Consider the following 21,998-nt stretch of genomic DNA (forward strand, 5'->3'; position numbering starts at 1 on the left):
GACAAGACCATGCAACAGCAAATGCACCAGACACCGCGAGTGCCGCAGCGCGGGGCCCTTCGCATCCTGGCCCTGACCACCGTGCTGGGCGCCTGGGGCGCGGGTGCCCAAGCCCAGTCCTCGGTCACCATCTACGGCAGCGTGGACCAGTACATCAACCACATGCGCAGCAGCTCGGGCGCATCCATGACCACGCTGGAGGACGGTGCCCTGCTGCGCAGCCGCCTGGGCTTTCGCGGGCAGGAAGACCTGGGTGGCGGCCTGTACGCGAAGTTCCAGCTGGAGATGGGCATCAACGCCGACAACGGCACGCAGGCCGACAGCACGCGCGGCTTCGACCGCCAAAGCTGGGTGGGCCTGGGCGGCGGCTGGGGCGAGGTGCGGCTGGGCCGGCAGAACACCGTGATCTTCGGGCGCGGCGACTACATCGACTTCACCTCGCGCACCTTGGGATCGATGGTCAACAACTTCGGCGTGCCCTCGCGCTTCGACAACGACATCTCCTACACCTCGCCGCGCATGGCCGGCTTCCTGTTCGAGGCCCACTACGCCATGGCCGAGACCGGTGCTCCAGCGCGCCAGGCCATCTACCAACTGGGCCTGGACTACCTGAACGGCCCCTACCGCGTGGGCTATGCAGGCCTGTATGCGCGTGCGCCGCAGAGCGCGGCCTATACCGACGCGGTCCGCTACGACAACCTCTACGCCAACTACGACTACGGCAAGGGCAAGGTCCAGCTGGCCTTTGTGCGGTCCAACAACAGCACGGCAGGCTCGGCGGGCAACAACACGGGCACGGTGCTGGGCAATGTGGGCGGGCTGGTGGCGGGCACGAACACCGACGTGCGCCGCTTCTACCGCGTCTGGCAGCTGTCGGCCGACTACCGCGTGACGCCGCAGCTGCGCGTGGGCGCACTGTGGGGCCGCATACAGGATGGCTCGGACAGCGGGCGCGGCGCATCGGGCGGCGCGGTCGCGGCCTACTACGACCTGTCCAAGCGCACCATGCTCTACGCGGTGGCCGAGCAGTTGAAGAACGACCGCAATGCGGGCTTTAGGCTGGCGGCCTCGGGCGGCATGAAGCCCAACTTCACATCGGCCGACGACGTCAACGGCCGCACCATCAAGGGCGTGCAGCTGGGCGTGCTGCACCGCTTCTGAGGGGGCATGCCATGGCACAGCTGCACCCGCTTCGCATTGCCGTGGCCGGCGCCGGCGCGATCGGCCAGGCCCATATCGCCGCCATCGGGGCCCAGGCGGATTGCCGCCTGTCCGCCATCGTGGACCCGGCGCCCGCAGCCCGGGAGCTTGCCCAAAGGGCCGGGGTGCCGCTGTGGCGCGACCTGGGCGAGCTGATCGCCCATGACCGGCCCGACGCCGTGGTGCTGGCCACGCCCAACCGACTGCATGCCCCGCAGGCGGCCCAGTGCATGCATGCGCGCTTGCCCATACTGCTGGAAAAACCCGTGACCGCCACCGTGGCCGAGGCCCAGCGCCTGGCCGCGCTGGCCGAGCGCAGCGGCGCCCGCGTGCTGGTGGGCCACCACCGCGCCCACAGCCCGATCATGGCGCGGGCCGCGGCCCTCATCGCCCAGGGGCGGCTGGGCCGCCTGGTGGCCGTGACCGGCGCGGCCCTGTTCTACAAGCCGGACGCCTATTTCGAGGAAGGCCCCTGGCGCCGCGAGGCCGGGGGCGGCCCCATCCTGCTCAACATGATCCACGAGGTCCACAACCTGCGCATGCTGTGCGGCGACATCGTGGCCGTGCAGGCCTTCGCCTCGCATGCCACGCGCGGTTTTGCCGTGGAAGACACGGTGGCCATCAACCTGCGCTTTGCCAGCGGTGCGCTGGGCAGCTTTGTGCTTTCGGACACGGCCGCCAGCGCGCGCAGCTGGGAGCAGACCTCGCAGGAGAACAAGGCCTATGCCAGCTATGAGGACGAAGACTGCTACCTGGTGGCGGGCACCTTCGGCTCGCTGGCCATACCGAGCATGCGGCTGAAGACCTATGCATCGGCCGGCCAGCGCTCCTGGAATGAGCCATTCGACCTGGATGTGGCCGCCGTGGAGCGCGAAGACCCGCTGGTGCGCCAGATGGCGCATTTCGCGCAGGTGGCGCGCGGCCTGGCGCAGCCTCTGGTCAGCGTGCACGACGGCCTGCGCAACCTGCAGATCACCGAGGCCATTGCAGAGGCTGCCCGCATGGGCGCCGCCATCGACACCACGGCGTGACCCGGACATCACCGGCGCGCCATCCTCCATCCATGACATCAAGCCACGGAGCCTCCATGAAAAAGATCCTGATGCTGCACGGCATCAACCACAACATGTTCGGCCAGCGCGACCCCGCCCAATACGGCACGGTCACGCTGGCCGAGATCGACGCCTCGCTGCGCAGCCTGGGCAGCCAGCTGGGCTGCGAGGTGGACAGCTTCCAGACCAATTGCGAAGGCGCCATGTGCGATCGCATCCACCAGGGCTTTCGGGACGGCGTCGATGGCGTGCTCATCAACGCCGGCGCCTGGACGCACTACAGCTACGGCATCCGCGACGCGCTGGCCATGCTCACCGTGCCCGTGGTGGAGATCCACATGAGCAACATCCATGCGCGCGAGCCCTTCCGCCACCACTCGGTGTTTGCCGACATCGTCCGGGGCCAGATCTGCGGCTTCGGCGCGGACAGCTATCTGCTGGGCCTGCGGGCCGTGCTGTCCGCCGTCGCATAGGATGCATGGCGCGCAACTGGCCATGTATCGTCCTTCGAACTCCCTCGCTCGACGCGCCGCATGCCGTGACCAGGCTTCATTGAGATGAACTTCGCTGATCCCGGCCCGCGCCGCTCCGTTTCCTTTCTCCTGCTGCTGCCGCTGCTGCTGGCCGCGCAGCCGGTCGCCACCGATGGCTATCTGCCGGCGTTGCCCGAGATCGCGCGCGACCTGGGCTCGGCCAGCAGCAGCCTGACCGTGTTCATGCTGGCCTTCGGTGTCGCCCAGCTGGTGTGCGGGCCGCTGGCCGACCGCTTCGGGCGCCGGCCCGTTCTGCTGACGGGTTTGGCCTGCTACACGGCAGCGGCGGCAGGCTGTGCGCTGGCGGGCAGCGCGGACGCACTGGTGGCCTGGCGCGCCGTGCAGGGCGCGGCCATGGCGGCCATCCTGGTGTGCGCACGGGCTGCGGTGCGCGACCTGTATCCGGCCCATGAAGGGCCGCGCATCATGGCCCGCGGCCTCACAGGCCTGGGGCTGGTGGCCCTGGTGGCGCCGATTGCCGGTGCATGGGGAGTCCAGGCCACGGGCTGGCGCTGGGTGCTGGTGGCGATGGGCGTCTACTCGCTGGCTTTGCTGGCACTGTGCTGGCGCACTTTCAGCGAGACGCGGCAAGCGCCGGCGGAGTCTGCCCCGGTCCTCGCATCCGTACCCGCATCCGTATCCGCTGGCGGTGTGCGCCAGGTGATCGCCGACCCCGGCTTTTGCGCCTGGACGGCACTGGCCGCAACCACCTACGGCGGCATCTTCTGCTTTTTGCTGCTGTCGCCGATGGTGTACGTCGACCTGTTCGGCCTGTCGCCCGTGCTCTACGGCTGGATTCCAGCGGGCGGCTCGCTGGTCTACATCCTCGGCATCACATGGTGCCGGCGCCTGCTGTCGCGCCACGGGCCGGTGCGCACGGTGCAGCTGGGCGCTTCGCTCAGTCTGCTGGGGCCGTGCATCCAGATCGCCGGCTGCGTGCTGGCGCCGGCCTCGCCCTTTCCACTGCTGCTGGGGCACGCGGTGTATGCACTGGGCCATGGCCTGCACCAGCCTTGCGGCCAGGCGGGCGCGGTGGGGGGCCTGCCGCCGCAGCTGGCCGGGCGGGCCGTGTCGTGTTCGGGCTTCGCGATCATGTGCGTGGCCTTCTGCACCGGCCAGCTGGCGGCGCAATTTGTCGATCCGACGATGCGCCACGGTGCCTGGCCGATGGTGCTGCCCATGGCGCTGGCGGGCGTTGTGCTGGTCCTCATCGCCTTTGTCTGGCTGCCGCGGCTGTACCGGGTAGGGGCAGCGCAAAGGGTTCAGCCCCGGTCATGACACCGCTCATGCATCCGCGCGGTATTCCCCTCGATGCTTCATGAACCGGTGGTAGGACATGCGCAGGTGCAGCTGCATCACCTGGCGTGCCAGCTCCCCATCCCTGGCACGTATGGCGATCACCAGGTCGCAGTGGTGGTGCAGGCTTTGCACCAGCTCTTCGGGCGTGTAGATGTAGAACGACCGCTTGATGATCGGCATGTCGATCATCGTCGCCAGCATGGTCTTGAGGCGCGGCGAGCCCGATGCCTCGATCAGCGCGTGGTGAAAATCCCGGTTGGCTGACTGCACCTCGCCAATGCCGTCGTGGCCAGCGGCAATGCCGGCCTCCATGCGCTGGTTGCTGGCCTCCAGCTCATCGGCCAGCCCCTCGCCGCCGCGCGTGGCCGCGAGGAACGAGGCGTACGGCTCCAGCAGCATGCGCAGCTGGAAGGTCTCCTCCACATCCCAGTCGCTCCACTCCGACACGCGGATACCCTGGCCCGCGCCATCGGTGGCCAGGCCATCTTCCACCAGGCGGTGCAGCGCATTGCGCACCGGTGTGCGGCTCAGTCCCAGGTCGCGGGCAATGGGCTCCTCCTTGAGCTGTTCGCCGGGTCGGTAGTGGCCGCCGATGAGCCGCTGCCGCAGAACCTCGTACGCCTTGTCTTTCACGTTTTGCACTGTGTTTGCACCAAGTGGATGGGAGTGGTGCGCCGATTCTAGGTGACGGCGGAGGGACCCGTTTCGCTTCGCTTCATTCCGAAAAATACAAAACAAGTACAAATATTCGAAGTTCTACGGGAAATCTCTAGGAAGAAAAAGGAGATGCGCTCCGTAGACTGCGATGAATGTTTTAAATTTGTATTTTTATGAAGTTCGCAATACTGGGTGGTGGAATGGTCGGCGCCTGCTACATGCAGGCCTTTTTGGAGCAGGGGCACAGCCTGGTGGGCCTGTGCGAGCTGCAGCCCAACGCTGCGGTGGCCGACGCCGTGCAGGCCGCTGGCGCGCAGGTGCATGCCGCGCCCGGCGCCTGGCTGGCCGAGGCCGACGTGGTGGTGAGCGCCGTGTTCGGCACCGTGGCGCGCAGCCTGTTCGAGGCCTGCCTGCCCCATCTGCGCGATGGCGTGGTCTATGTGGACATGACCACGGCCGACCCGCAGGAGATGCGCGAATGCGGCGAGCTGGCCCGGCGCGTCGCCCAGGGCAGGGCGGTGCACTTCGTGGACGTGGCCATCACCGGCGCGGTCAACCTGGGCGGCAGCAAGACGCCGCTGCTCGTGGCCGGTGGCAAGGCCGGTTTTGTACAGGAATTGTTCTTGCCCCTTGGCGGCTCGGTTCGCGTGGTGGGCGGACAGCCGGGCGATGCCGCCGCGCTCAAGCTCCTGCGCAGCATCTACACCAAGGGGACCGAGGCGCTGGCCGTGGAGTGCCTGGTGACGGCCCAGCAGATGGGCCTGCGCGAGCAACTGCATGCCGTGCTGCAGGACATCGACGAGACACCGCTGCGCACACTGATGGAGTCCATGGTGCGCACGCACATCCCGCATTCCGCACGCCGCCGCAACGAGGTGGCCGAGGCCCGGCAGCAGATGGCCCGCAACGGCCTGGCGCCCATCGCCTTGACCGCCGTCGAGGCGCTGTTCGCCGACACGGCCCGGGCGCATGCGGTGCAGCCCTTCACCGGCACCTCCACCGACGAGGCCATCGATTGGCTGGGCCGCCACGTGCTCGCCAGCCGCCCCTGATCAACGTACCCCTGCGCCCACCGACACCACCAAAGGAGACATCCGCAATGACGACCCCGACCCGACGCCGCCTGGCCCTCGCCGGCCTGCTGGCACTGACCGCTGCCGCCATGGCTCCGGCCCATGCCCAGGGCACCTATCCGCAGCGACCCATCAGGTTCATCGTGCCCTTTCCGGCCGGTGGCGGCACCGACAACCTCACGCGGCTGGTCGGCACCAAGCTCACCGAGGCCCGTGGGTGGGCCATCGTGGTGGAGAACAAGCCCGGTGCCGGTGGCAACCTGGCTCTGGACCAGGTGGCCAAGGCCCCCGCCGACGGCCTGACCCTGGTGATGGCGCAGACCGACAACGTGGTGCTCAACCCGCTGCTGTACTCCAAGCTCACCTACAACCCCGACAAGGACCTGCGCGCCGTGGCCCTGGTCGCAGCCGGCCCGGCCGTGCTCGTGGTGAATGCCGATTCGCCGTACAAGTCCCTGGACGACATCGTCCAGGCGGCGAAGAAGGAGCCCGGGCGCCTGAGCTTTGCCACGCCGGGCACCGGCACCATTTCGCACCTCATCAGCGAGGCCTGGCAGAAAAGCTCGAATGTGAAGTTCACCCACGTGCCGTTTCGCGGCATGGCGCAGGCCATGCCCGACCTGCTGGGCGGGCGCATCGACATGTACATGGGCTCCATCCCCACGCTGCTGTCGCACATCCAGTCGGGCAAGGTGCGCGCCATCGGCGTGACCACCGCGAGCCGCTCCAAGCTGCTGCCCGACGTGCCGACCTACACCGAATCCGGCATCAAGGGCGTGGAGCTGGCCAGCGTGTGGGGCGTGATGGCCCCGGCCGGCACCTCCGACGCCATCGTCAGGCAGCTCAACGAAGCCATCAACAAGGTGGTGAACGCACCCGACACGGCCAGGAAGATCGCCGACTCCGGCGCCGAACTCATCACCGGCACACCGCAGGACATGGCCAGGCTCTACGCCAGCGACCGCGCACGCCTGGCACCCATCGTCAAGAGCTCTGGCACCACGCTCGATTGAGCGGCACGGCTTTCATTCCATCCACTCTGAGCACCACACCATGATCGGTCTTCAAATTCTGAAGCGGCAACGCGCTGTCAGCCTGGATATTGCCAGGCGCTATCTCGACGTGCCTGTTGCCAACGTCAGCGACTGCATGGCCCGCATGACGGCTGGCGGCGCGCGGCTGCGCCCCATGCACGGCGGCGGGCGCATGGCCGGCCCCGCGTTGACCATCAGGACCCGCCCGGGCGACAACCTCATGCTCCACAAGGCACTTCAACTGGCCAGCCCAGGTGACGTGATCGTGGTGGATGCGGGCGGCGACCTCACCAACGCACTCATCGGAGAAATCATGGTCGGAGACGCCATGCGTCGCCAGCTGGGCGGCATCGTGATCAACGGCGCGATCCGCGACGCGGCATGGATTCGTGCTGGCAGCTTCCCGGTATTCGCCGCGGGCGTCACGCACCGCGGACCCTACAAGGATGGCCCGGGCGAAATCAATGTGCCTATCGCCATCGATGGCATGGTGATCGAGCCCGGCGACCTCATGATTGGCGATGACGACGGCTTGCTGTGCGTACCCTATGCGCAGGCGCAGGCCCTGCTGGATGCAGCACATGGAAAACAGATGGTTGAGGCCAAGATGGTGGCCGACATCGCTGCCGGTACCTACAGCGCGCCATGGATCGACGAGACGCTCAAGCGTCTGGGCTGCCCGATTCAGCCGTAGCGCCGGCGCTGCAGCATCCATCCTGCACCCATTCATCACCCATCGCCCGTCCGCCTCAGACCTCGGCCAGCGCCTTCAGATGGCTTTCCAGGCCACCGGTGCCGCTGGCCGCGTTCACATGGTCGAAGTAGCCGTACCAGCCGCTGGCCTTGATGCCCGCCAGCAGGGCATCGCGCGCGGCGGTATCGGGAAAGCGCCAGATGCGCATATCTATATGCGGCAGGCTTGTTTGCGATAGCCGGGCTGGCCTTTAGGCTGGCGCGCTTTGACCACGCCATGTCCAGCTCCGTCGCAACTGTCCATTCCGATTCCCGTCCCGGCGCCTTTGCCATTTCATCCCAACCCGCCACGGCGTTGCACCTTGCCACGCCCGCCACGCTGGCGGCCGTGCTGGAGCAACTGTCCCCGGCCCAGGCCCGATGGGCGCGCGCCGCAGGCTTTGATGCGCAGCCGGGCCGCATCCTGCTGTTGCCCGGCATGCAGAGCGAAGTGCAGAGGGAAGGGCAGGGCGAGGGCACTGCCCTCGCTGGCGTGCTGGTCGGCGTGGACCCGGACCAGCCGCTGTGGCAGCTGGCCGGCCTGCCGCCTGCGCTGCCGCCCGGCACCTATGCGCTCGCCGATGCGGATGAGGCTCAGAGGCCGCATCTGCTCCTGGGCTGGGCACTGGGCGCATTGCCATCGACCCGCCAGGCGCGGCAGTCGGATGCGGCAACCGCTCCATCACTCGCTCTATCACTCGCTCGGTTGGTGGCAAGCCCCGATGAGCAGGCCGCCGTCGCGCCAATGGCCGCCGCCATTGGCGAGGTGCGGCGGCTGGTCAACCTGCCTGCCAACCAGCTGGGTCCCGAACAGCTGGCCCAGGCCGTGGCCGACCTGGCCGCGCGCCATGGCGCGCGCTACCGGCAATGGGTGGGCGACGAACTGCCTGCCGCAGGCTTTGCCCTGGTGCACGCCGTGGGTCGGGCGGCGTCCCAGGCGTCCCAGGCCTCCCAGGCGGCCCAGGCGCCGCGCGTGGCCGAGCTGACCTGGGGCGATGCCGCGCTGCCCCATGTGGTGCTCATCGGCAAGGGCGTGTGCTTTGACTCCGGCGGGCTGGACCTCAAGCCCGCCGCAGGCATGCGCTGGATGAAGAAGGACATGGGCGGCGCCGCACACGCCCTGGCCCTGGCCGATCTGCTGATGCAGGCGGGCCTGCCCATCCACCTGAAGCTGCTGGTGCCTGCGGTGGAGAACGCCGTGGGTGCCGGTGCGCTGCGGCCCGGCGACATCATCGAGGCCGGTGACGACCGGCGCGTGGAGATCGAGAACACCGATGCCGAAGGCCGGCTCCTGCTGGCCGATGCGCTGCACCACGCCATTCGCAGCGCGCCCACGCCGCCCGCGCTGCTGATCGACCTGGCCACGCTCACGGGCGCTGCGCGCACGGCGCTGGGGCCGGACCTGCCTGCGCTGTTCAGCAACCATGACGGCTGGGCCGATGCGCTGCTGGCCCAGGGCCGCGCGCAGGCCGACCCGCTGTGGCGCCTGCCCCTGTGGGCGCCGTACCGCCGCATGCTCCGTTCCGACCAGGCCGACCTGCTCAACGCCGCCAGCACGCCACAGGGCGGCGCCATCACGGCTGCGCTGTTCCTGGAGAGCTTTGTGCCGCCCGAGCTGCCCTGGCTGCACCTGGACCTGTTCGCCTGGAATCTGGAGGAGCGCCCCGGCCGGCCCAGGGGCGGCGAAGCCCAGGGCCTGCGCGCGCTGTACGCCCTGCTGTCGCAGCGCTTTGCATCTGCGCGCAGCGCATTTGCATAGGCGCAATCGGGCTTTGCGGCGGGCTGGTGGCTCCACACAATCGGCCGTCTGGTGCAGCCGGCGCGGCACCCGCCGCCGCCTTTCTGCGATCTTGTTCCGGCTGCCAGGACACTTCATGACCCAAAGACGCTTCCTGCCTCGCCTTTCCCTGCTGCGCACCCACTTGCGCACCCTGCGAACTTCCGCACTGCTCCCCGCCCTGGCCGCAGCCTTGCTGTGCGCACCGCCCGCCCAGGCCGAAACCCTGCGCTGGGCGCGCTCCACCGACGCATCCACGCTGGACCCGCACGCGCTGAACAACGGCCCCAACCACAACCTGCTGCACCAGATCTACGAGCCGCTGATCATCCGCACGGCCGATGGCAAGCTGCTGCCCACCCTGGCCACGTCCTGGGCGCTGACTGCCGACCCCTCGGTCTGGGAGTTCAAGCTGCGCAAGGGCGTGAAGTTTCATGACGGCAGCCTGTTCACGGCCGACGACGTGCTGTTCTCGCTGCGCCGCGCGCGCTCGGCCACCTCGGACATGCGCTCGCTGCTGACCTCGATCACCGACGTGACCAAGGTCGATGCCTTTACCGTGCACATCAGGACCAACGGGCCCAACCCGCTGCTGCCGGCCAGCCTCATCAACATCCAGATCCTGAGCGCCGCCTGGGCCAAGGCCCATGGTGCCGAGCAGCCGCAGAACGCGCTGGCCAAGGAAGAGAACTACGCCACGCGCAACGCCAACGGCACGGGGCCCTACGTCATCGCCTCGCGCGAGCAGGACACGCGCACCGTGCTGCGGCAGTTTCCCGGCTACTGGGGCAAGGGGCTGTTCCCGCTGGAGATCGACGAACTGGTCTACCTGCCCATCAAGTCCCAGGCCACGCGCGTGGCGGCGCTGCTGTCGGGCGAGGTGGACTTCGTGCAGGACCTGCCCATCCAGGACATTGCGCGCCTGAGCGCCGACCCGCGCTTTCGCATCAACCAGGCCGCCGAGAACCGCACCATCTTCCTGGGCCTGAACGTGGGCGCCGCCCCGCTGTCGCATTCCGATGTGAAGGACAAGAACCCGCTGGCTGACCTGCGCGTGCGCCAGGCCTTCCAGCTGGCCATAGACCGGCAGGCCATACAGCGCGCCGTGATGCGCGGCCTGTCCGTGCCCACCAACATCATTGCGCCGCCCTTTGTGCATGGCTACGAGAAATCCTTTGGCGCCGTGGGCAAGGCCGACTTGGCCCAGGCCAGGAAGCTGCTGGCCGAGGCCGGCTATCCCAACGGCTTCGGCATCACCCTGCATTGCACGAACGACCGCTACCTGAACGACGAGGCCATCTGCCAGGCCATCGCCGGCTTTTTGGGCCGCATCGGCGTGAAGACGGCCGTGTCGTCCCGGCCGCTGGCCATCCAGACGGCGGCCATCAACAACCAGGAGACGGATTTCTACCTCTACGGCTGGGGCGTGCCCACCTATGACTCGGCCTACGTCTTCGACTACCTGGTGCACACGCGCGGCAAGAATGGCCGGGGCAACACCAATGCCACGCGCTACAGCAATGCCGAGCTGGACAGCCAGATCGTCTCCCTGGCCTCCGAGGGCGATGCGCGCAAGCGCGATGCCACCATCCACTCCATCTGGAGCACGGTGCAAAAGGAGCTGATCTACCTGCCGCTGCACGACCAGATCCAGACCTATGCCATGGTGCGCAAGTTCGACATCCCGGTGAATCCGTCGAACACGCCGTACTTCAAGCTGTTCAAGCAGCCCGGTGCGCGCCAGGCTGCGGTGGCCGGCGCTCAATAGGCTCAGTGTGTCGCAGCCGGCTGCGGCCGGTTGACCTCCACCGTGACGTGGACCAGTTCCTCATGCACGCCAAGCAACTGGCGCACGGCATCGGGGTCCACGCCTGCGGGCGCGTCCAGTGCCACGATGCAGGCGTAGCGCGCCTTGCCCACGCGCCAGACATGCAGGTCGGAGATCTGCGCGGCAAACGGCGCCTGGGCGATGGCCTCACGCACCTCGCTGACCACGGGGGCGTGCATCTCGGCGTCCAGCAGCACGCGGCTGCTGTCGCGCAGCAGGCCCATGGCCCATGCCGCCACCAGCACGGCGCCGGCCAGGCCCATGGCCGGGTCCAGCCATCCCAGGCCCCAGGCCATGCCGCCGAACAGGGCGGCGATGGCCATCACCGAGGTGGCGGCATCGGCCAGCACATGCAGGTAGGCCGAGCGCAGGTTGAGATCGCTGTGGTCGCCATGGTCGCCGTGATGGCGGTCGCCCGCGTGGCCGCCGTGCGCATGCCTGCCGTGCCCGTGGTGATGTCCGTGGTCGTGACCGTGACCATGGTGATGCCCGTGCCCGCCCTTCAGCAGCCAGGCGCAGACAAGGTTGACCAGCAGGCCCAGCGCGGCCACGCCCAGTGCCTGCTCGTAATGGATGGGCGAGGGCGAGAACAGGCGCTGCACCGACTGCCAGGCCATGCCGCCCGCCACCAGCAGCAGCAAGATGGCGCTGGTGTAGCCGGCCAGCACCTCGATCTTCCAGGTGCCGAAGGCAAAGCGCGTATCGCCCGCCAATCTGCGCGCGGCCGCATAGGCGCCAGCTGAGAGCCCCAGCGCCAGCGCGTGCGATCCCATGTGCCAGCCATCGGCCAGCAGCGCCATGGAGTTGAATCCGTACCCGCCTGCGATCTCCCCGACCATCATGGCCGCCGTCAGCCCCGCAGCCAGCATGGCACGGCGCTCGCCCAGCGGGTTGCCTTCGTCGAAACGGTGTGAATGCTGCCTGGGGCTGGCGCCGCCAGCGGTCGAGAGGGATGGAATGCTGTGCATGAAGATACTGTACCCCAGTATGTGCAGGCGCCTAGAATGGCCCTCATGGCACATACGATTCAGAACAAGAAGCGCTTGCTCACGCGCATCCGCCGCATCCAGGGCCAGGCCCAGGCGCTGGAGCGCGCGCTCGAGGCCGAGCACGACTGCGCGGCCATCCTCCAGCAACTGGCAGCCGTGCGCGGCGCCGTCAACGGCATGATCTTCGAGGTGCTCGAGGGCCATGTGCGCACCCATCTGGCCGATGGCACGGCCGGCGGCCAGGCCCGTGATGACGACGTGGACCTTGTGCTGTCGGTGATGCGCTCGTACATGAAGTGATTGATGAAGTGATGGCCGGCCCTGCGGATTGGCGCTCTCGGCGCGGTTTCCTGCTCTCATTTTTTGCAAACAGTGACCCCTGAAAACCGCCCATCTCGGACACGGCGCCTCATTCGCAGCGGACAATCGTCGGGCCAGGAATATGACGGGATTTCGACAGTTCCCGCCGCCTGCTGGCCAGCCAAGGACTACCGCGCATGACAGAAGACCCCCGCCGAGATTCCCCCGCAGATGCCGCCCCCGCCGCCGCCCAGGCGCCGCAGACGGCCATACAGCTGCGCATCGGCACCGTCGCCAAGCTCAATCTCGCCGACTTCCAGAACGCCGTGCCCGCGCTGCTGGAGCTGGCCATCGTCAACGAGGGCGAGCTGCCGCTGCAGGCGCTGAGCCTGCACCTGGCCTCGGAGCCTGCCTTCATCAAGCCGCGCACCTGGCGCCTGGAGTCGGTGGCCGCGCACAGCACCTATGCGCTGACCGACCTGGATGTGGCGCTGGACGGCGCCTTGCTCTCGCGCCTGACCGAGGCCGAGCCTGCCGTGCTGCGGCTGGAGCTGCGCAGCGGCCAGCCGGCACAGACGGTGCTGGCCCGGCACGAACACCCGCTGGAACTGCTGGCACGCAACCAGTGGGGCGGCCTGGGGCATTTGCCCGAGATGGTGGCGGCCTTCGTGCAACCCAACGATCCGGCCGTGGACCGCATCCTCAAGGGCGCGGCGCAGGCGCTGGAGGCGGCGGGCAAGTCCGGCGCCATCAACGGCTATGAGCAGGGGCCGCAGCGGGCCTGGGAACTGGCCTCGGCCATCTGGACCTCCGTGCTCCAGAAGAAACTCAACTACGCGCTGCCGCCGGCCAGCTTCGAGCATGCGGGCCAGAAGATACGCGGCGCGACCCAGGTGCTGGATGCGGGCCTGGCCACCTGCCTGGACCTGACGCTGCTGTTCGCCTCCTGCCTGGAGCAGGCGCACCTGAGCCCGCTGCTGGTTTTCACGCGCGGCCATGCCTTCGTGGGCCTGTGGCTGGGCAGGCAGGAATTCTCGACCGCCGTGGTCGATGACATCACGGCCGTGCGCAAGCGGCTCAAGCTGCAGGAGCTGGTGGTCTTCGAGACCACGCTGGCCGCGCAAGGCCAGGCCGTGGCCTTCAGCCAGGCCATTGCCCAGGGCGCGCGCCAGCTGGCCGAAGAGCATGAGGACCAGTTCGAGCTGCTGGTGGACGTTCGGCGCGCGCGCATGCAGCGCATCCGCCCGCTGGCGCTGGCCCAGCCGCAGGACGCCGCGCCCGAGGCCGGCGAAGGACAGGCCGAGCCACGGCTCACCGTGGAGCCGCCGCCCGAACTCCTGGCGCAGGCGCAGACACGCGAAGTGCCCACCTCCCAGCTCGATCCCAAGGACAGGCTGGCGCGCTGGCAGCGCCGGCTGCTGGACCTGTCGCTGCGCAATGCGCTGCTCAACTTCAAGCCTGGCAAGAAATCGCTGCTGCTGCAGGTGGCCGCGCCCGCGCTGGAGGACACGCTGGCCCGGGGCCAGGTGCTCAAGCTGCTGCCCAGCCCCGAGCTCATGCAGGGCAAGGACCCGCGCAGCCAGCCATTGCACGAGGCGCGCAGCCTGGAAGATCTGCGCGGCGCGCACGCCGAAGAGGCGCTGCAGCGGCGCGAGGTCTTCATCGACCTGGAGCCGCTGGAGCTGGACAGCCGCTTTGTGGAGCTGTTTCGCGGCGCGCGCAACGCGCTGCAGGAAGGCGGCGCCAACACCTTGTTCGTGGCCCTGGGCTTTCTGGTCTGGAGCCGGCCCGACAAGCCCGATGTGCGCGTGCGCGCGCCGCTGATCCTGCTGCCCGTCACGCTGGAGCGCAAGAGCGCGCGCTCGGGCTTCACGCTGCAGGCGCATGAGGACGAGCCGCGCTTCAATCCCACGCTGGTCGAGATGCTGCGCCAGGACTTCCAGCTGGAGCTGGGCGTGCCCGCAGGCGACCTGCCGCGCGACGAGGCCGGGCTGGACATCACCGGCATCTGGGCCCGCGTGCGCGAGGCGATCAAGGACGTGCGCGGCTGGGAGGTCAGCGAGGACGTGGTGCTGTCCATGTTCTCCTTCGCCAAATACCTGATGTGGAAGGACCTGGCCGAGCGCGCCGACCAGCTGCGCAGCTCGCCCGTGGTCGCCCACCTGATCGACACGCCGCGCGAGCCCTATCGCTCGGAGATCGCCTTTCCCGACACGCGGCGGCTGGACCAGGAGTTCGCGCCGCAGCAGGTCTTCAGCCCGCTTCCGGCCGATTCATCGCAGCTGTCGGCCGTGATGGCCGCTGCGCGCGGCAAGGACTTCGTGCTCATCGGCCCGCCGGGCACGGGCAAGAGCCAGACCATTGCCAACCTGATCGCGCAATGCCTGGCCGAGGACAAGCGCGTGCTCTTCGTGGCCGAGAAAATCGCCGCGCTGGACGTGGTCTACCGCCGCCTGCGCGAAGTGGGCCTGGGCGAGTTCTGCCTGGAGCTGCACTCCAACAAGAGCCGCAAGCTCGACGTGCTGGGCCAGTTGCAGAAATCCTGGGACTCGCATGGCCAGGTGGATGCCGAGGCCTGGGCCGCCAAGGCCAGCCAGCTCGGCCGCCTGCGCGAGCAGCTGTCGGCCTATGTGGAGCGCCTGCACCGGCGCCACGCCAACGGCTGGACCATCTACCGCGCCATTGGCGCCGTGGCCGGTGGCCAGGCGCTGCCGCGCCTGGGATTTCACTGGCCCACGCCCCAGGCCCATGACGAAGCGGGCCTGGCCCTTTTGCGCGAGACTGCGGGCCGCCTGCAGGCCAATGCCCAGGCCGTGGGCGCGCAGCATCTGAAGGACGGGCCGCTGGCCACGGTGCAGGCCAGCGACTGGTCCGTGCGCTGGCAGCAGCAGATGGTGGATGCCGCCCAGGCCCTGCACGATGCAGGCCAGGGCTTTGCCGAGGCGGCGCAGCAGCTGGGCCGGCTGCTGCGCATCGAGTGGCCGGCGCTGGGGCGCCAGGCGCGCTCGGCGCTGGGCGTGATCGCGCGCGCGCTGCCTGCGGCCGCAGGCCGCAACCTGGCTTTCTGCGTGCTGCCTGACGGCGCGCGCATTGGAGAATCCCTGCAATCGGGCCTGCAGCTGCTGGCGCAGCACGGTGATCTGTCCGCACAGATGCTGGCGCCCTGGCCGGCCGAGCTGCAGGCGCGCCTGACCCAGGCGCTGGACCTGCTGGCGCAGCGCCGGCGCCTGCAGGCCGGGCTGGGCACGCCCTGGCCCGTGGCCCTGGGCGACGAGCTGGAGCGCGGCCTGCAGTGCATCGACGAGATCGCGGCGCTGCGCCAGGGCCTGTCCGTCAAGTACGGCGCGGGCGTGGGCCAGCTCAATGTCTCGCAGCTGCAGCGCGAATGGGCCAGGGCCGGCAAGTCCTTGTGGCCGCTGTCCTGGCTGGGCCGGCGCAAGGTGCGCGCGGCGCTGGAGGCCACCATCGAAGGCGCGGGCGAGCCGCGCGTGGCCGATGACCTGGCCGCCCTGGTGCGCATCCGGGGCCTGCGAGAGGAACTGGACCAGATCCAGCCCGGCGCCGCAGCCGACGGCCTGTGGGCCGGACACCGCACGCGCACCGACCATGCGCGCAGCGCCTTGAAGGCCAATGCGGCCCTGCTGGCCGCGCGCGCGCAGAAGTCCTTCTCGCTCGATGGACTGGAGGCCGTGGCCGAAGGCCATGGCGGCGAGCGCTGGGCTGCCGAAGTGCAGCGCCTGCAGGCCCTGTACCAGATCGACCGCCAACTCGATGGCTACCTGCCGCTGGCCGATGCCAGCCACGGCCTGTGGCGCGGCCTGGAAACCGATGCCCAGGCCTTGCAGGACGCGCTGGCCTTCGAGCGCGAGCGCCTGCAACTGACGCGGCGCGGCGGCCTGATGGCATCGCACGCCGCCGTGGCCCAGGGCCGCTGTGGCGCGGCGCTGCAGCAGGCCCATGCGCAGCTGGCGGCCCGCAGCGCCATCGAGGAACAGCTGCTGGCGCTGGACGATCTGCGCTTGCGCTGCCCTGGCGTCTGGGACGGCCTGGACACGCGCCCGCAAGCCGTGGAGCATGCGCTGCGCCTGCAGGGATCGCTGCAGGCAGGGCTGACCGGGCTGGGCTGGCAGGAGGCCGAGCTGGCCCAGGCACGCCAGGCCCTGCACCAGTTGCTGGCCTTGCGCAGCGCCGAGCTGGGCGAGGGCGCCGCGGTCGGCATGGCCTGCCAGCAGTTGCTGGACAGCCTGGCCGGCCTGCACGCGGCCATAGACCCCTTCAGCGCGGCGGCAGCCCATGGCGAGCCGCAGCAGCGTGCCCTGGCCCAGCGCACGGCCGAGCAGCTGGCGGCCACGGCGGGCGGCGTGCTGGCCGGGCAGGGCGGCCTGCATGCCTGGTGCGCCTGGCGCAATGCCCAGGCCGCGGCCCGCGCGGGCGGGCTGGGTGCGCTGGCCGACGCCATCGAGTCCGGCAGCCTGGAACCGGCCCAGGCGCCCCAGGCCTTCGAGGTCAACTACGCGCGCTGGTGGCTGGCGCTGGCCGTGGACGAGGACGAGGTGCTCAAGCGCTTTGTCTCTGCCGAGCATGAGCGGCGCATTGCCGACTTCCGCGCGCTGGACGATGAATTCACCTCCGTCACACGCCAGTGGATACGTGCGCGGCTGTGCGCGGGCCTGCCGTCGGCCGACAGCATCCAGCGCAACAGCGAGTGGGGCATCCTGCGGCGCGAGATCACCAAGAAGCGCCAGCACCTGCCGCTGCGCCAGCTGCTGGAGCAGATCCCGTCGGCCGTGCTGCGCCTGACGCCCTGCCTGCTGATGAGCCCGCTGTCCATTGCCCAGTACCTGAGCGCCGAGACCAGCAACTTCGACATCGTCATCTTCGACGAGGCCTCGCAGATCCCCGTCTGGGACGCCATCGGCGCCATGGCGCGTGCCAGGCAGGTGGTGATGGTGGGCGACCCCAAGCAACTGCCGCCCACCAGCTTCTTCGGCCGCGCCGACACCTCCGACACCTTCGACGACGACACGCAGGGCGTGGAAGGCGACATGGAAAGCATCCTGGACGAATGCCTGGGTGCCAGCCTGCCCACGCGCAACCTGTCGTGGCACTACCGCTCGCGCCATGAAAGCCTGATCGCCTTCAGCAACCACCGCTACTACGGCGGCGGGCTGGTGACCTTTCCCTCGCCCGTCACCGATGACCGCGCCGTCAGCTTCCACGCCGTGCAGGGCCGCTATGAAAAAGGTGGCGCCCGCATCAACCAGCCCGAGGCCAAGGCCCTGGTGGCCGACCTGGTGGCGCGGCTGAAGTCGCCGGGGTTTGCGCAGTCGGGTGCCACCATCGGCGTGGTCACCTTCAACTCCGAGCAGCAAAGCCTGATCGAGGATTTGCTGGACGAAGAGCGCCGCAAGGACCCGGGGCTGGAGCCGTTTTTCTCCGATGCGCTGCTGGAGCCCGTCTTCGTCAAGAACCTGGAAAGCGTGCAGGGCGACGAGCGGGACATCATGTACTTTTCCATCACCTACGGGCCCGATATCTCGGGCGCGGTATCCATGAACTTCGGCCCGCTCAACCGCGACGGCGGCGAGCGGCGGCTGAACGTGGCGGTGACGCGCGCGCGGCAGGAGCTGCGCATCTTCTCCAGCCTGCGTGGCGAGCAGATGGACCTGTCGCGCACCCAGGCGGCGGGCGTGCGCGACCTCAAGCACTTCCTGGAATTTGCCGAGCGCGGCCCGCGCGCGCTGGCCGAGTCGCACCATGGCAGCCAGGGCGATTTCGACAGCCCCTTCGAGGCCAGCGTGGCCCAGGCGCTGGAGCGCAAGGGCTGGCGCGTGCACACGCAGATCGGCGCATCCTCGTTCCGCGTGGACCTGGGCGTGGTGCACCCGGACCATGCGGGCAGCTACCTGGCGGGCGTGGAGTGCGACGGCGCCACCTACCACCGCTCGGCCACGGCGCGCGACCGCGACAAGCTGCGCGAGCAGGTGCTGCGCGGCCTGGGCTGGCAGATATTGCGCATCTGGTCCACGGACTGGTGGGTCAACCCGGGCGGCACGCTGGAACGCATCCACGCGGCGCTGACCGCGCTGCTGGAGCAGGACCGGCGCAAGCGTGCGGCCGAGGTTGTAGAGGTTGCCGAGGTGCCGCAGGCGGCTGCAGTCGCCGAGGCAGAGCCAGCGCCAGAGACGCCTGAGGCGTCCGAGTCTTCCGAGCCCTCCGCGTCCTCTGAGTGGCCCGAGGCATCCGTGGAGGACGGCGAGGCACATAAGGTCTGAAAGTCGGCCGTGCGCATGAAATGGGCACTTGCTGAAGCCAGAGACACCAAGGAAGGGCCGCCCCCGCACCGAGGGTGTCGTCCCCCTCCCCCGCAAAGCGGGTAGAGAGGGGGAAGGCGCGAAGCGCCTCAGGGGGTGTCAGTACTTGTCCGGAACGTACATGTGCTGGGGAACCGGGTTGCGCGTGTACTCCGGGTTGCGCGTGCGCTCGGGCAGCACGATGGCCGGGTGCTCTATCTCCTCGTAGGGCAGCTGCGTCAGCAGGTGGGAGATGCAGTTGAGCCGGGCCTTCTTCTTGTCCACGGCCTGCACCAGCCACCAGGGCGCCTCGGCGATGTGGGTGCGCTCCAGCATGGCTTCCTTGGCCTTGGTGTAGTCCTCCCAGCGGCGGCGGCTCTCGAAGTCCATGGGGCTGAGCTTCCACTGCTTGAGCGGGTCGTGCACGCGGCCCAGAAAGCGCAGGTGCTGCTCCTCGTCGGTGATGGAGAACCAGTACTTCACCAGCGTGATGCCCGAGCGCACCAGCATCTTCTCGAACTCGGGCACGGAGCGGAAGAACTCCTCGTACTCCTCGTCGGAGCAAAAGCCCATCACGCGCTCCACGCCGGCGCGGTTGTACCAGCTGCGGTCAAAGAGAACGATCTCGCCGCCCGCAGGCAGGTGGGAGACATAGCGCTGGAAATACCATTGCGTGCGCTCGCGGTCGTTGGGCGCGGGCAGGGCGGCCACGCGGCACACGCGAGGGTTCAGGCGCTGGGTGATGCGCTTGATCACGCCGCCCTTGCCGGCCGCATCGCGGCCCTCGAAGAGGATGACCACCTTTTTCCTGTGGTGCTGCACCCAGTCCTGCAGCTTGACCAGCTCGCCCTGCAGGCGCAGCAGCTCGCGGAAGTAGGTCTGGCGGCTCACGGTGTCGGCACCGTCCAGATCGTCGCCACCGCTGCCCAGGCGGGCGTCGTCTATCTCCATCTCCAGTTCTTCGTCGTAGCTGTCGAGCAGATCGCGTTCGATGCGCTGCATCAGCGAATCATGGTGGTCGGGCAGAAGTTCGTCGTACATGGTGGGGAATCCGGGCGTCCAGGAGTTGGCGCCTGGGATGGTGGCGTGGATGTGTGACGCGGCTGTGACGGTGCGGCTGGGTGAATACCCTGGCACCGCTCGCCTTCCCGCCGCCTACAGCCACCCCGCCTTGCGGAACTTGTAGTAGAGCAGGCCGCAAACACCCAGCACGAACAGCAGCGCGGCCGGATAGCCGTATTGCCACTTCAGTTCGGGCATGTTCTCGAAGTTCATGCCCCAGACGCCGAAGAAGGCCGTGCAGATGGCGAAGATACTGGCCCAGGCTGCCAGCCGCTTGGTGACTTCGTTTTCCTCGATGGACACCATGGACAGGTTCACCTGGATGGCCGTGCCCACGGTGTCGCGCATGGTGTCGATCTGGGCGTTGATGCGGCCCAGGTGATCCATCACATCGCGGAAGTAGTCCCTGGAGCCCACGCAGATCTGGGGGACGCGCCCGCCGTTGAGCTTGCCCACGGCTTCCAGCAGGGGGGCCACGGCGTGCTTGAGGTCCATGGCGCGGCCCTTGAGTTCATACAGCTGCTTGATGTTGTCGCGCGCCGCGCCCTTGGTGAAGATCTGCTGCTCGATCTGCTCCAGCTCCACCTCCAGCGCGTCGATGATGGGAAAGTAGCGGTCCACCACCGCATCCATCAGCGCATACAGCACAAAGCCCGAGCCATGGCGCAGCAGCTCGGGCTCGCTTTCGCAGCGCTCGCGCACGCCCAGGAAACCGCGCTTGCTGCGGTTGCGCACCGACAGCACGTAGTTGGAGCCCACGAAGACATCGACCTCGCCGTGGTTGAAGTGGCCGGGCCGCTCGGGCTCGGGCTCCAGCAGGTGCATCACGGCAAACAGCGAGCTGCCGTACTCCTCCAGCTTGGGCCGCTGGTGGCCGTGCAGCGCATCCTCCACGGCCAGGGCGTGCAGGCCGAACTCCTGGCGCATCTCCTCCAGCTCGGCCGGCGTGGCGTCCGCCAGCGCCACCCAGACGAAGCAGCCGGGCCGCTCTATGTAGTTGCTGATGTCGGCGACGGGAATGTCCGCCAGCTTGGCCCCGTTTTCGTAGGCAACGCAGTTGATCAGCATGGGAATTCCCTCGGTAATTCTGGTGCTGGTGATCCTGCCATAACGGGGGAGGGGGAAAAGCCAGTGCCCAAGCTGCCACCGAAACAGCCAGCAGCCCAGGTTTGCGCACCTAGTAACAATACGTGTATAACCTGTCACAACCTGCTGGGCGCCGCCCGGCGCTTGCGAGCCAAGGACTCAGATGATCTTTCGCCAGTGGGGTATTGCGTTGGGTGCGTTGGGCCTGTGGGCCTTGAGCGGTGTATCTGCAGCCGGTGTGCTGGACAAGATCCAGGCCGGTGGCGCGCTGGTGATTGCGCACCGGGAATCGTCTGTTCCCTTCTCCTACATCGACACCCGCAGCGGCAAGCCCGTCGGTTATGCGCTGGATCTGTGCCTTCGCCTGGCCGAGGCGGTGCGCAAGCAGACAGGCAGGAAGGACATGAAGGTGGAGTTCCTGATGGTCACGCCCGCCAATCGCATGGCCGTGATCGAGCAGGGCAAGGCCGACATGGAGTGCGGCTCGACCACGAACAACGCGCAGCGGCGCCAGACCGTGGCGTTCACGGTTCCCCATTTCATCACCGGCGCCCGGATGCTCGTGAAGGCCGACAGCACCATCAACGCGATGGAAGATCTCAAGGGCAAAAAGCTGGTTTCCACCAAGGGCACCAGCCCGATGGCCCTGGTGACGCAGGCCAACAGGCAGCGCCTCATGGGCATCACCATTGTGGAGGCCCCCGATCACGCGAGGGCCCTGGAGATGGTGGAGAAGGGCGAAGCCGACGCGTTCGTGATGGATGACGTGCTTCTCAACGGGCTGGCCGCTGCACGGCCCGATCCACGTGCCCTGAAGGTGGTGGGCAAGTTCCTGTCCACCGAACCCCTGGCGATCATGCTGCCGAAGGCCGATACCGCGTTCAAGAAACTGGTCGATGAAGAGATGAAGCGGATCATCACCAGCCGCGAAATCCACCCCATCTACGAGAAGTGGTTCCTGCAGCCGATTCCACCCAGCTCCACGAATCTGAACCTGCCGATCAGCTACCTGCTGCGCGACTTCTGGAAGTACCCCACGGCGGACATTCTGCTGTAGGCCCGTCTGTGCAGCCGCAGCGCTGC

17 protein-coding genes are annotated in these 21,998 nt (G+C 68.4%); 12 read left to right on the top strand and 5 right to left on the bottom strand.

Features of this window, described 5'->3' with window-relative positions:
- Positions 1-9 precede the first annotated feature (9 nt).
- From ACRSCF_RS11400 to ACRSCF_RS11415, 4 genes are all read left to right on the top strand, one after another.
- Positions 10-1,161, top strand: coding sequence for a porin (locus ACRSCF_RS11400; protein WP_034366779.1), 1,152 nt, complete (start codon positions 10-12; stop codon positions 1,159-1,161).
- Positions 1,162-1,172: 11 nt separating this feature from the next.
- Positions 1,173-2,231 carry a Gfo/Idh/MocA family protein gene (locus ACRSCF_RS11405; RefSeq protein ID WP_016450421.1) on the top strand — a complete coding sequence of 353 codons (1,059 nt, stop codon included), beginning with the start codon at positions 1,173-1,175 and terminating at the stop codon, positions 2,229-2,231.
- 56 nt (positions 2,232-2,287) lie between these two features.
- Positions 2,288-2,725: a type II 3-dehydroquinate dehydratase gene (gene aroQ, locus ACRSCF_RS11410; protein WP_013801830.1), complete on the top strand. Its 438-nt coding sequence runs from the start codon at positions 2,288-2,290 to the stop codon at positions 2,723-2,725.
- 84 nt (positions 2,726-2,809) lie between these two features.
- Positions 2,810-4,063, top strand: coding sequence for an MFS transporter (locus ACRSCF_RS11415; protein ID WP_034366776.1), 1,254 nt, complete (start codon positions 2,810-2,812; stop codon positions 4,061-4,063).
- A 6-nt stretch (positions 4,064-4,069) separates the two neighbouring features.
- Here the strand turns inward: ACRSCF_RS11415 and ACRSCF_RS11420 are convergent, their stop codons facing one another.
- Positions 4,070-4,726, bottom strand: coding sequence for a GntR family transcriptional regulator (locus tag ACRSCF_RS11420; protein ID WP_012206234.1), 657 nt, complete (start codon positions 4,724-4,726; stop codon positions 4,070-4,072).
- Positions 4,727-4,914: 188 nt separating this feature from the next.
- Between ACRSCF_RS11420 and ACRSCF_RS11425 the strand changes: the two genes are divergently transcribed.
- Genes ACRSCF_RS11425 through ACRSCF_RS11435 form a run of 3 tightly spaced genes read left to right on the top strand, consistent with a single transcriptional unit; the run spans position 4,915 to position 7,542 of the window.
- Positions 4,915-5,793, top strand: a complete 879-nt coding sequence (locus tag ACRSCF_RS11425) for an NAD(P)-dependent oxidoreductase (protein WP_279613726.1) — start codon at positions 4,915-4,917, stop codon at positions 5,791-5,793.
- Positions 5,794-5,840: 47 nt separating this feature from the next.
- Positions 5,841-6,827: a Bug family tripartite tricarboxylate transporter substrate binding protein gene (locus ACRSCF_RS11430; protein WP_244388052.1), complete on the top strand. Its 987-nt coding sequence runs from the start codon at positions 5,841-5,843 to the stop codon at positions 6,825-6,827.
- A gap of 40 nt (positions 6,828-6,867) precedes the next feature.
- Positions 6,868-7,542 (top strand): RraA family protein, encoded by a 675-nt coding sequence (locus ACRSCF_RS11435; protein WP_244388053.1) that lies wholly within the window; start codon positions 6,868-6,870, stop codon positions 7,540-7,542.
- Between the two features lie 55 nt (positions 7,543-7,597).
- Here the strand turns inward: ACRSCF_RS11435 and ACRSCF_RS11440 are convergent, their stop codons facing one another.
- Positions 7,598-7,750 (bottom strand): DUF6616 family protein, encoded by a 153-nt coding sequence (locus ACRSCF_RS11440; protein ID WP_198818692.1) that lies wholly within the window; start codon positions 7,748-7,750, stop codon positions 7,598-7,600.
- Positions 7,751-7,818: 68 nt separating this feature from the next.
- On the opposite strand from ACRSCF_RS11440, the gene ACRSCF_RS11445 reads away from it, so the two are divergent.
- Positions 7,819-9,339 carry a leucyl aminopeptidase family protein gene (locus ACRSCF_RS11445; RefSeq protein WP_432675792.1) on the top strand — a complete coding sequence of 507 codons (1,521 nt, stop codon included), beginning with the start codon at positions 7,819-7,821 and terminating at the stop codon, positions 9,337-9,339.
- Positions 9,340-9,454: 115 nt separating this feature from the next.
- Positions 9,455-11,125 carry an ABC transporter substrate-binding protein gene (locus ACRSCF_RS11450; protein WP_016451452.1) on the top strand — a complete coding sequence of 557 codons (1,671 nt, stop codon included), beginning with the start codon at positions 9,455-9,457 and terminating at the stop codon, positions 11,123-11,125.
- Between the two features lie 2 nt (positions 11,126-11,127).
- On the opposite strand, the gene dmeF is transcribed toward ACRSCF_RS11450, so the two are convergent.
- The gene (dmeF, locus tag ACRSCF_RS11455; RefSeq protein WP_244388055.1) at positions 11,128-12,153 is read right to left on the bottom strand and encodes a CDF family Co(II)/Ni(II) efflux transporter DmeF; all 1,026 of its coding nucleotides are present in this window, start codon (positions 12,151-12,153) and stop codon (positions 11,128-11,130) included.
- Between the two features lie 45 nt (positions 12,154-12,198).
- Between dmeF and ACRSCF_RS11460 the strand changes: the two genes are divergently transcribed.
- On the top strand, positions 12,199-12,474 hold the full coding sequence (locus ACRSCF_RS11460; protein WP_026062191.1) for a metal/formaldehyde-sensitive transcriptional repressor: 276 nt from the start codon (positions 12,199-12,201) through the stop codon (positions 12,472-12,474).
- A 197-nt stretch (positions 12,475-12,671) separates the two neighbouring features.
- Positions 12,672-18,749: a DUF4011 domain-containing protein gene (locus tag ACRSCF_RS11465; protein ID WP_034366767.1), complete on the top strand. Its 6,078-nt coding sequence runs from the start codon at positions 12,672-12,674 to the stop codon at positions 18,747-18,749.
- Positions 18,750-18,887: 138 nt separating this feature from the next.
- On the opposite strand, the gene ppk2 is transcribed toward ACRSCF_RS11465, so the two are convergent.
- Together ppk2 and corA are read right to left on the bottom strand one after the other, a co-directional pair.
- Positions 18,888-19,808 carry a polyphosphate kinase 2 gene (gene ppk2 / locus ACRSCF_RS11470; protein ID WP_017404332.1) on the bottom strand — a complete coding sequence of 307 codons (921 nt, stop codon included), beginning with the start codon at positions 19,806-19,808 and terminating at the stop codon, positions 18,888-18,890.
- A 114-nt stretch (positions 19,809-19,922) separates the two neighbouring features.
- Positions 19,923-20,897 carry a magnesium/cobalt transporter CorA gene (corA, locus tag ACRSCF_RS11475; RefSeq protein ID WP_012206223.1) on the bottom strand — a complete coding sequence of 325 codons (975 nt, stop codon included), beginning with the start codon at positions 20,895-20,897 and terminating at the stop codon, positions 19,923-19,925.
- A gap of 181 nt (positions 20,898-21,078) precedes the next feature.
- Between corA and ACRSCF_RS11480 the strand changes: the two genes are divergently transcribed.
- The gene (locus ACRSCF_RS11480; protein ID WP_047471526.1) at positions 21,079-21,972 is read left to right on the top strand and encodes an amino acid ABC transporter substrate-binding protein; all 894 of its coding nucleotides are present in this window, start codon (positions 21,079-21,081) and stop codon (positions 21,970-21,972) included.
- Positions 21,973-21,998 lie beyond the last annotated feature (26 nt).

Source organism: Delftia sp. 11MD, assembly GCF_050907895.1.
Lineage (GTDB): Bacteria > Pseudomonadota > Gammaproteobacteria > Burkholderiales > Burkholderiaceae_C > Comamonas > Comamonas tsuruhatensis.

Excerpts from the sequence above, each read along its gene's own strand:
- ACRSCF_RS11435 (WP_244388053.1), top strand. The coding sequence starts at position 6,868 with ATGATCGGTCTTCAAATTCTGAAGCGGCAACGCGCTGTCAGCCTGGAT.
- ACRSCF_RS11415 (WP_034366776.1), top strand. The coding sequence starts at position 2,810 with ATGAACTTCGCTGATCCCGGCCCGCGCCGCTCCGTTTCCTTTCTCCTG.
- ACRSCF_RS11430 (WP_244388052.1), top strand. The coding sequence starts at position 5,841 with ATGACGACCCCGACCCGACGCCGCCTGGCCCTCGCCGGCCTGCTGGCA.
- ACRSCF_RS11460 (WP_026062191.1), top strand. The coding sequence starts at position 12,199 with ATGGCACATACGATTCAGAACAAGAAGCGCTTGCTCACGCGCATCCGC.
- ppk2 (WP_017404332.1), bottom strand. The coding sequence starts at position 19,808 with ATGTACGACGAACTTCTGCCCGACCACCATGATTCGCTGATGCAGCGC.
- ACRSCF_RS11400 (WP_034366779.1), top strand. The coding sequence starts at position 10 with ATGCAACAGCAAATGCACCAGACACCGCGAGTGCCGCAGCGCGGGGCC.
- ACRSCF_RS11480 (WP_047471526.1), top strand. The coding sequence starts at position 21,079 with ATGATCTTTCGCCAGTGGGGTATTGCGTTGGGTGCGTTGGGCCTGTGG.
- dmeF (WP_244388055.1), bottom strand. The coding sequence starts at position 12,153 with ATGCACAGCATTCCATCCCTCTCGACCGCTGGCGGCGCCAGCCCCAGG.
- ACRSCF_RS11465 (WP_034366767.1), top strand. The coding sequence starts at position 12,672 with ATGACAGAAGACCCCCGCCGAGATTCCCCCGCAGATGCCGCCCCCGCC.
- corA (WP_012206223.1), bottom strand. The coding sequence starts at position 20,897 with ATGCTGATCAACTGCGTTGCCTACGAAAACGGGGCCAAGCTGGCGGAC.
- aroQ (WP_013801830.1), top strand. The coding sequence starts at position 2,288 with ATGAAAAAGATCCTGATGCTGCACGGCATCAACCACAACATGTTCGGC.
- ACRSCF_RS11450 (WP_016451452.1), top strand. The coding sequence starts at position 9,455 with ATGACCCAAAGACGCTTCCTGCCTCGCCTTTCCCTGCTGCGCACCCAC.
- ACRSCF_RS11405 (WP_016450421.1), top strand. The coding sequence starts at position 1,173 with ATGGCACAGCTGCACCCGCTTCGCATTGCCGTGGCCGGCGCCGGCGCG.
- ACRSCF_RS11445 (WP_432675792.1), top strand. The coding sequence starts at position 7,819 with ATGTCCAGCTCCGTCGCAACTGTCCATTCCGATTCCCGTCCCGGCGCC.
- ACRSCF_RS11425 (WP_279613726.1), top strand. The coding sequence starts at position 4,915 with ATGAAGTTCGCAATACTGGGTGGTGGAATGGTCGGCGCCTGCTACATG.
- ACRSCF_RS11440 (WP_198818692.1), bottom strand. The coding sequence starts at position 7,750 with ATGCGCATCTGGCGCTTTCCCGATACCGCCGCGCGCGATGCCCTGCTG.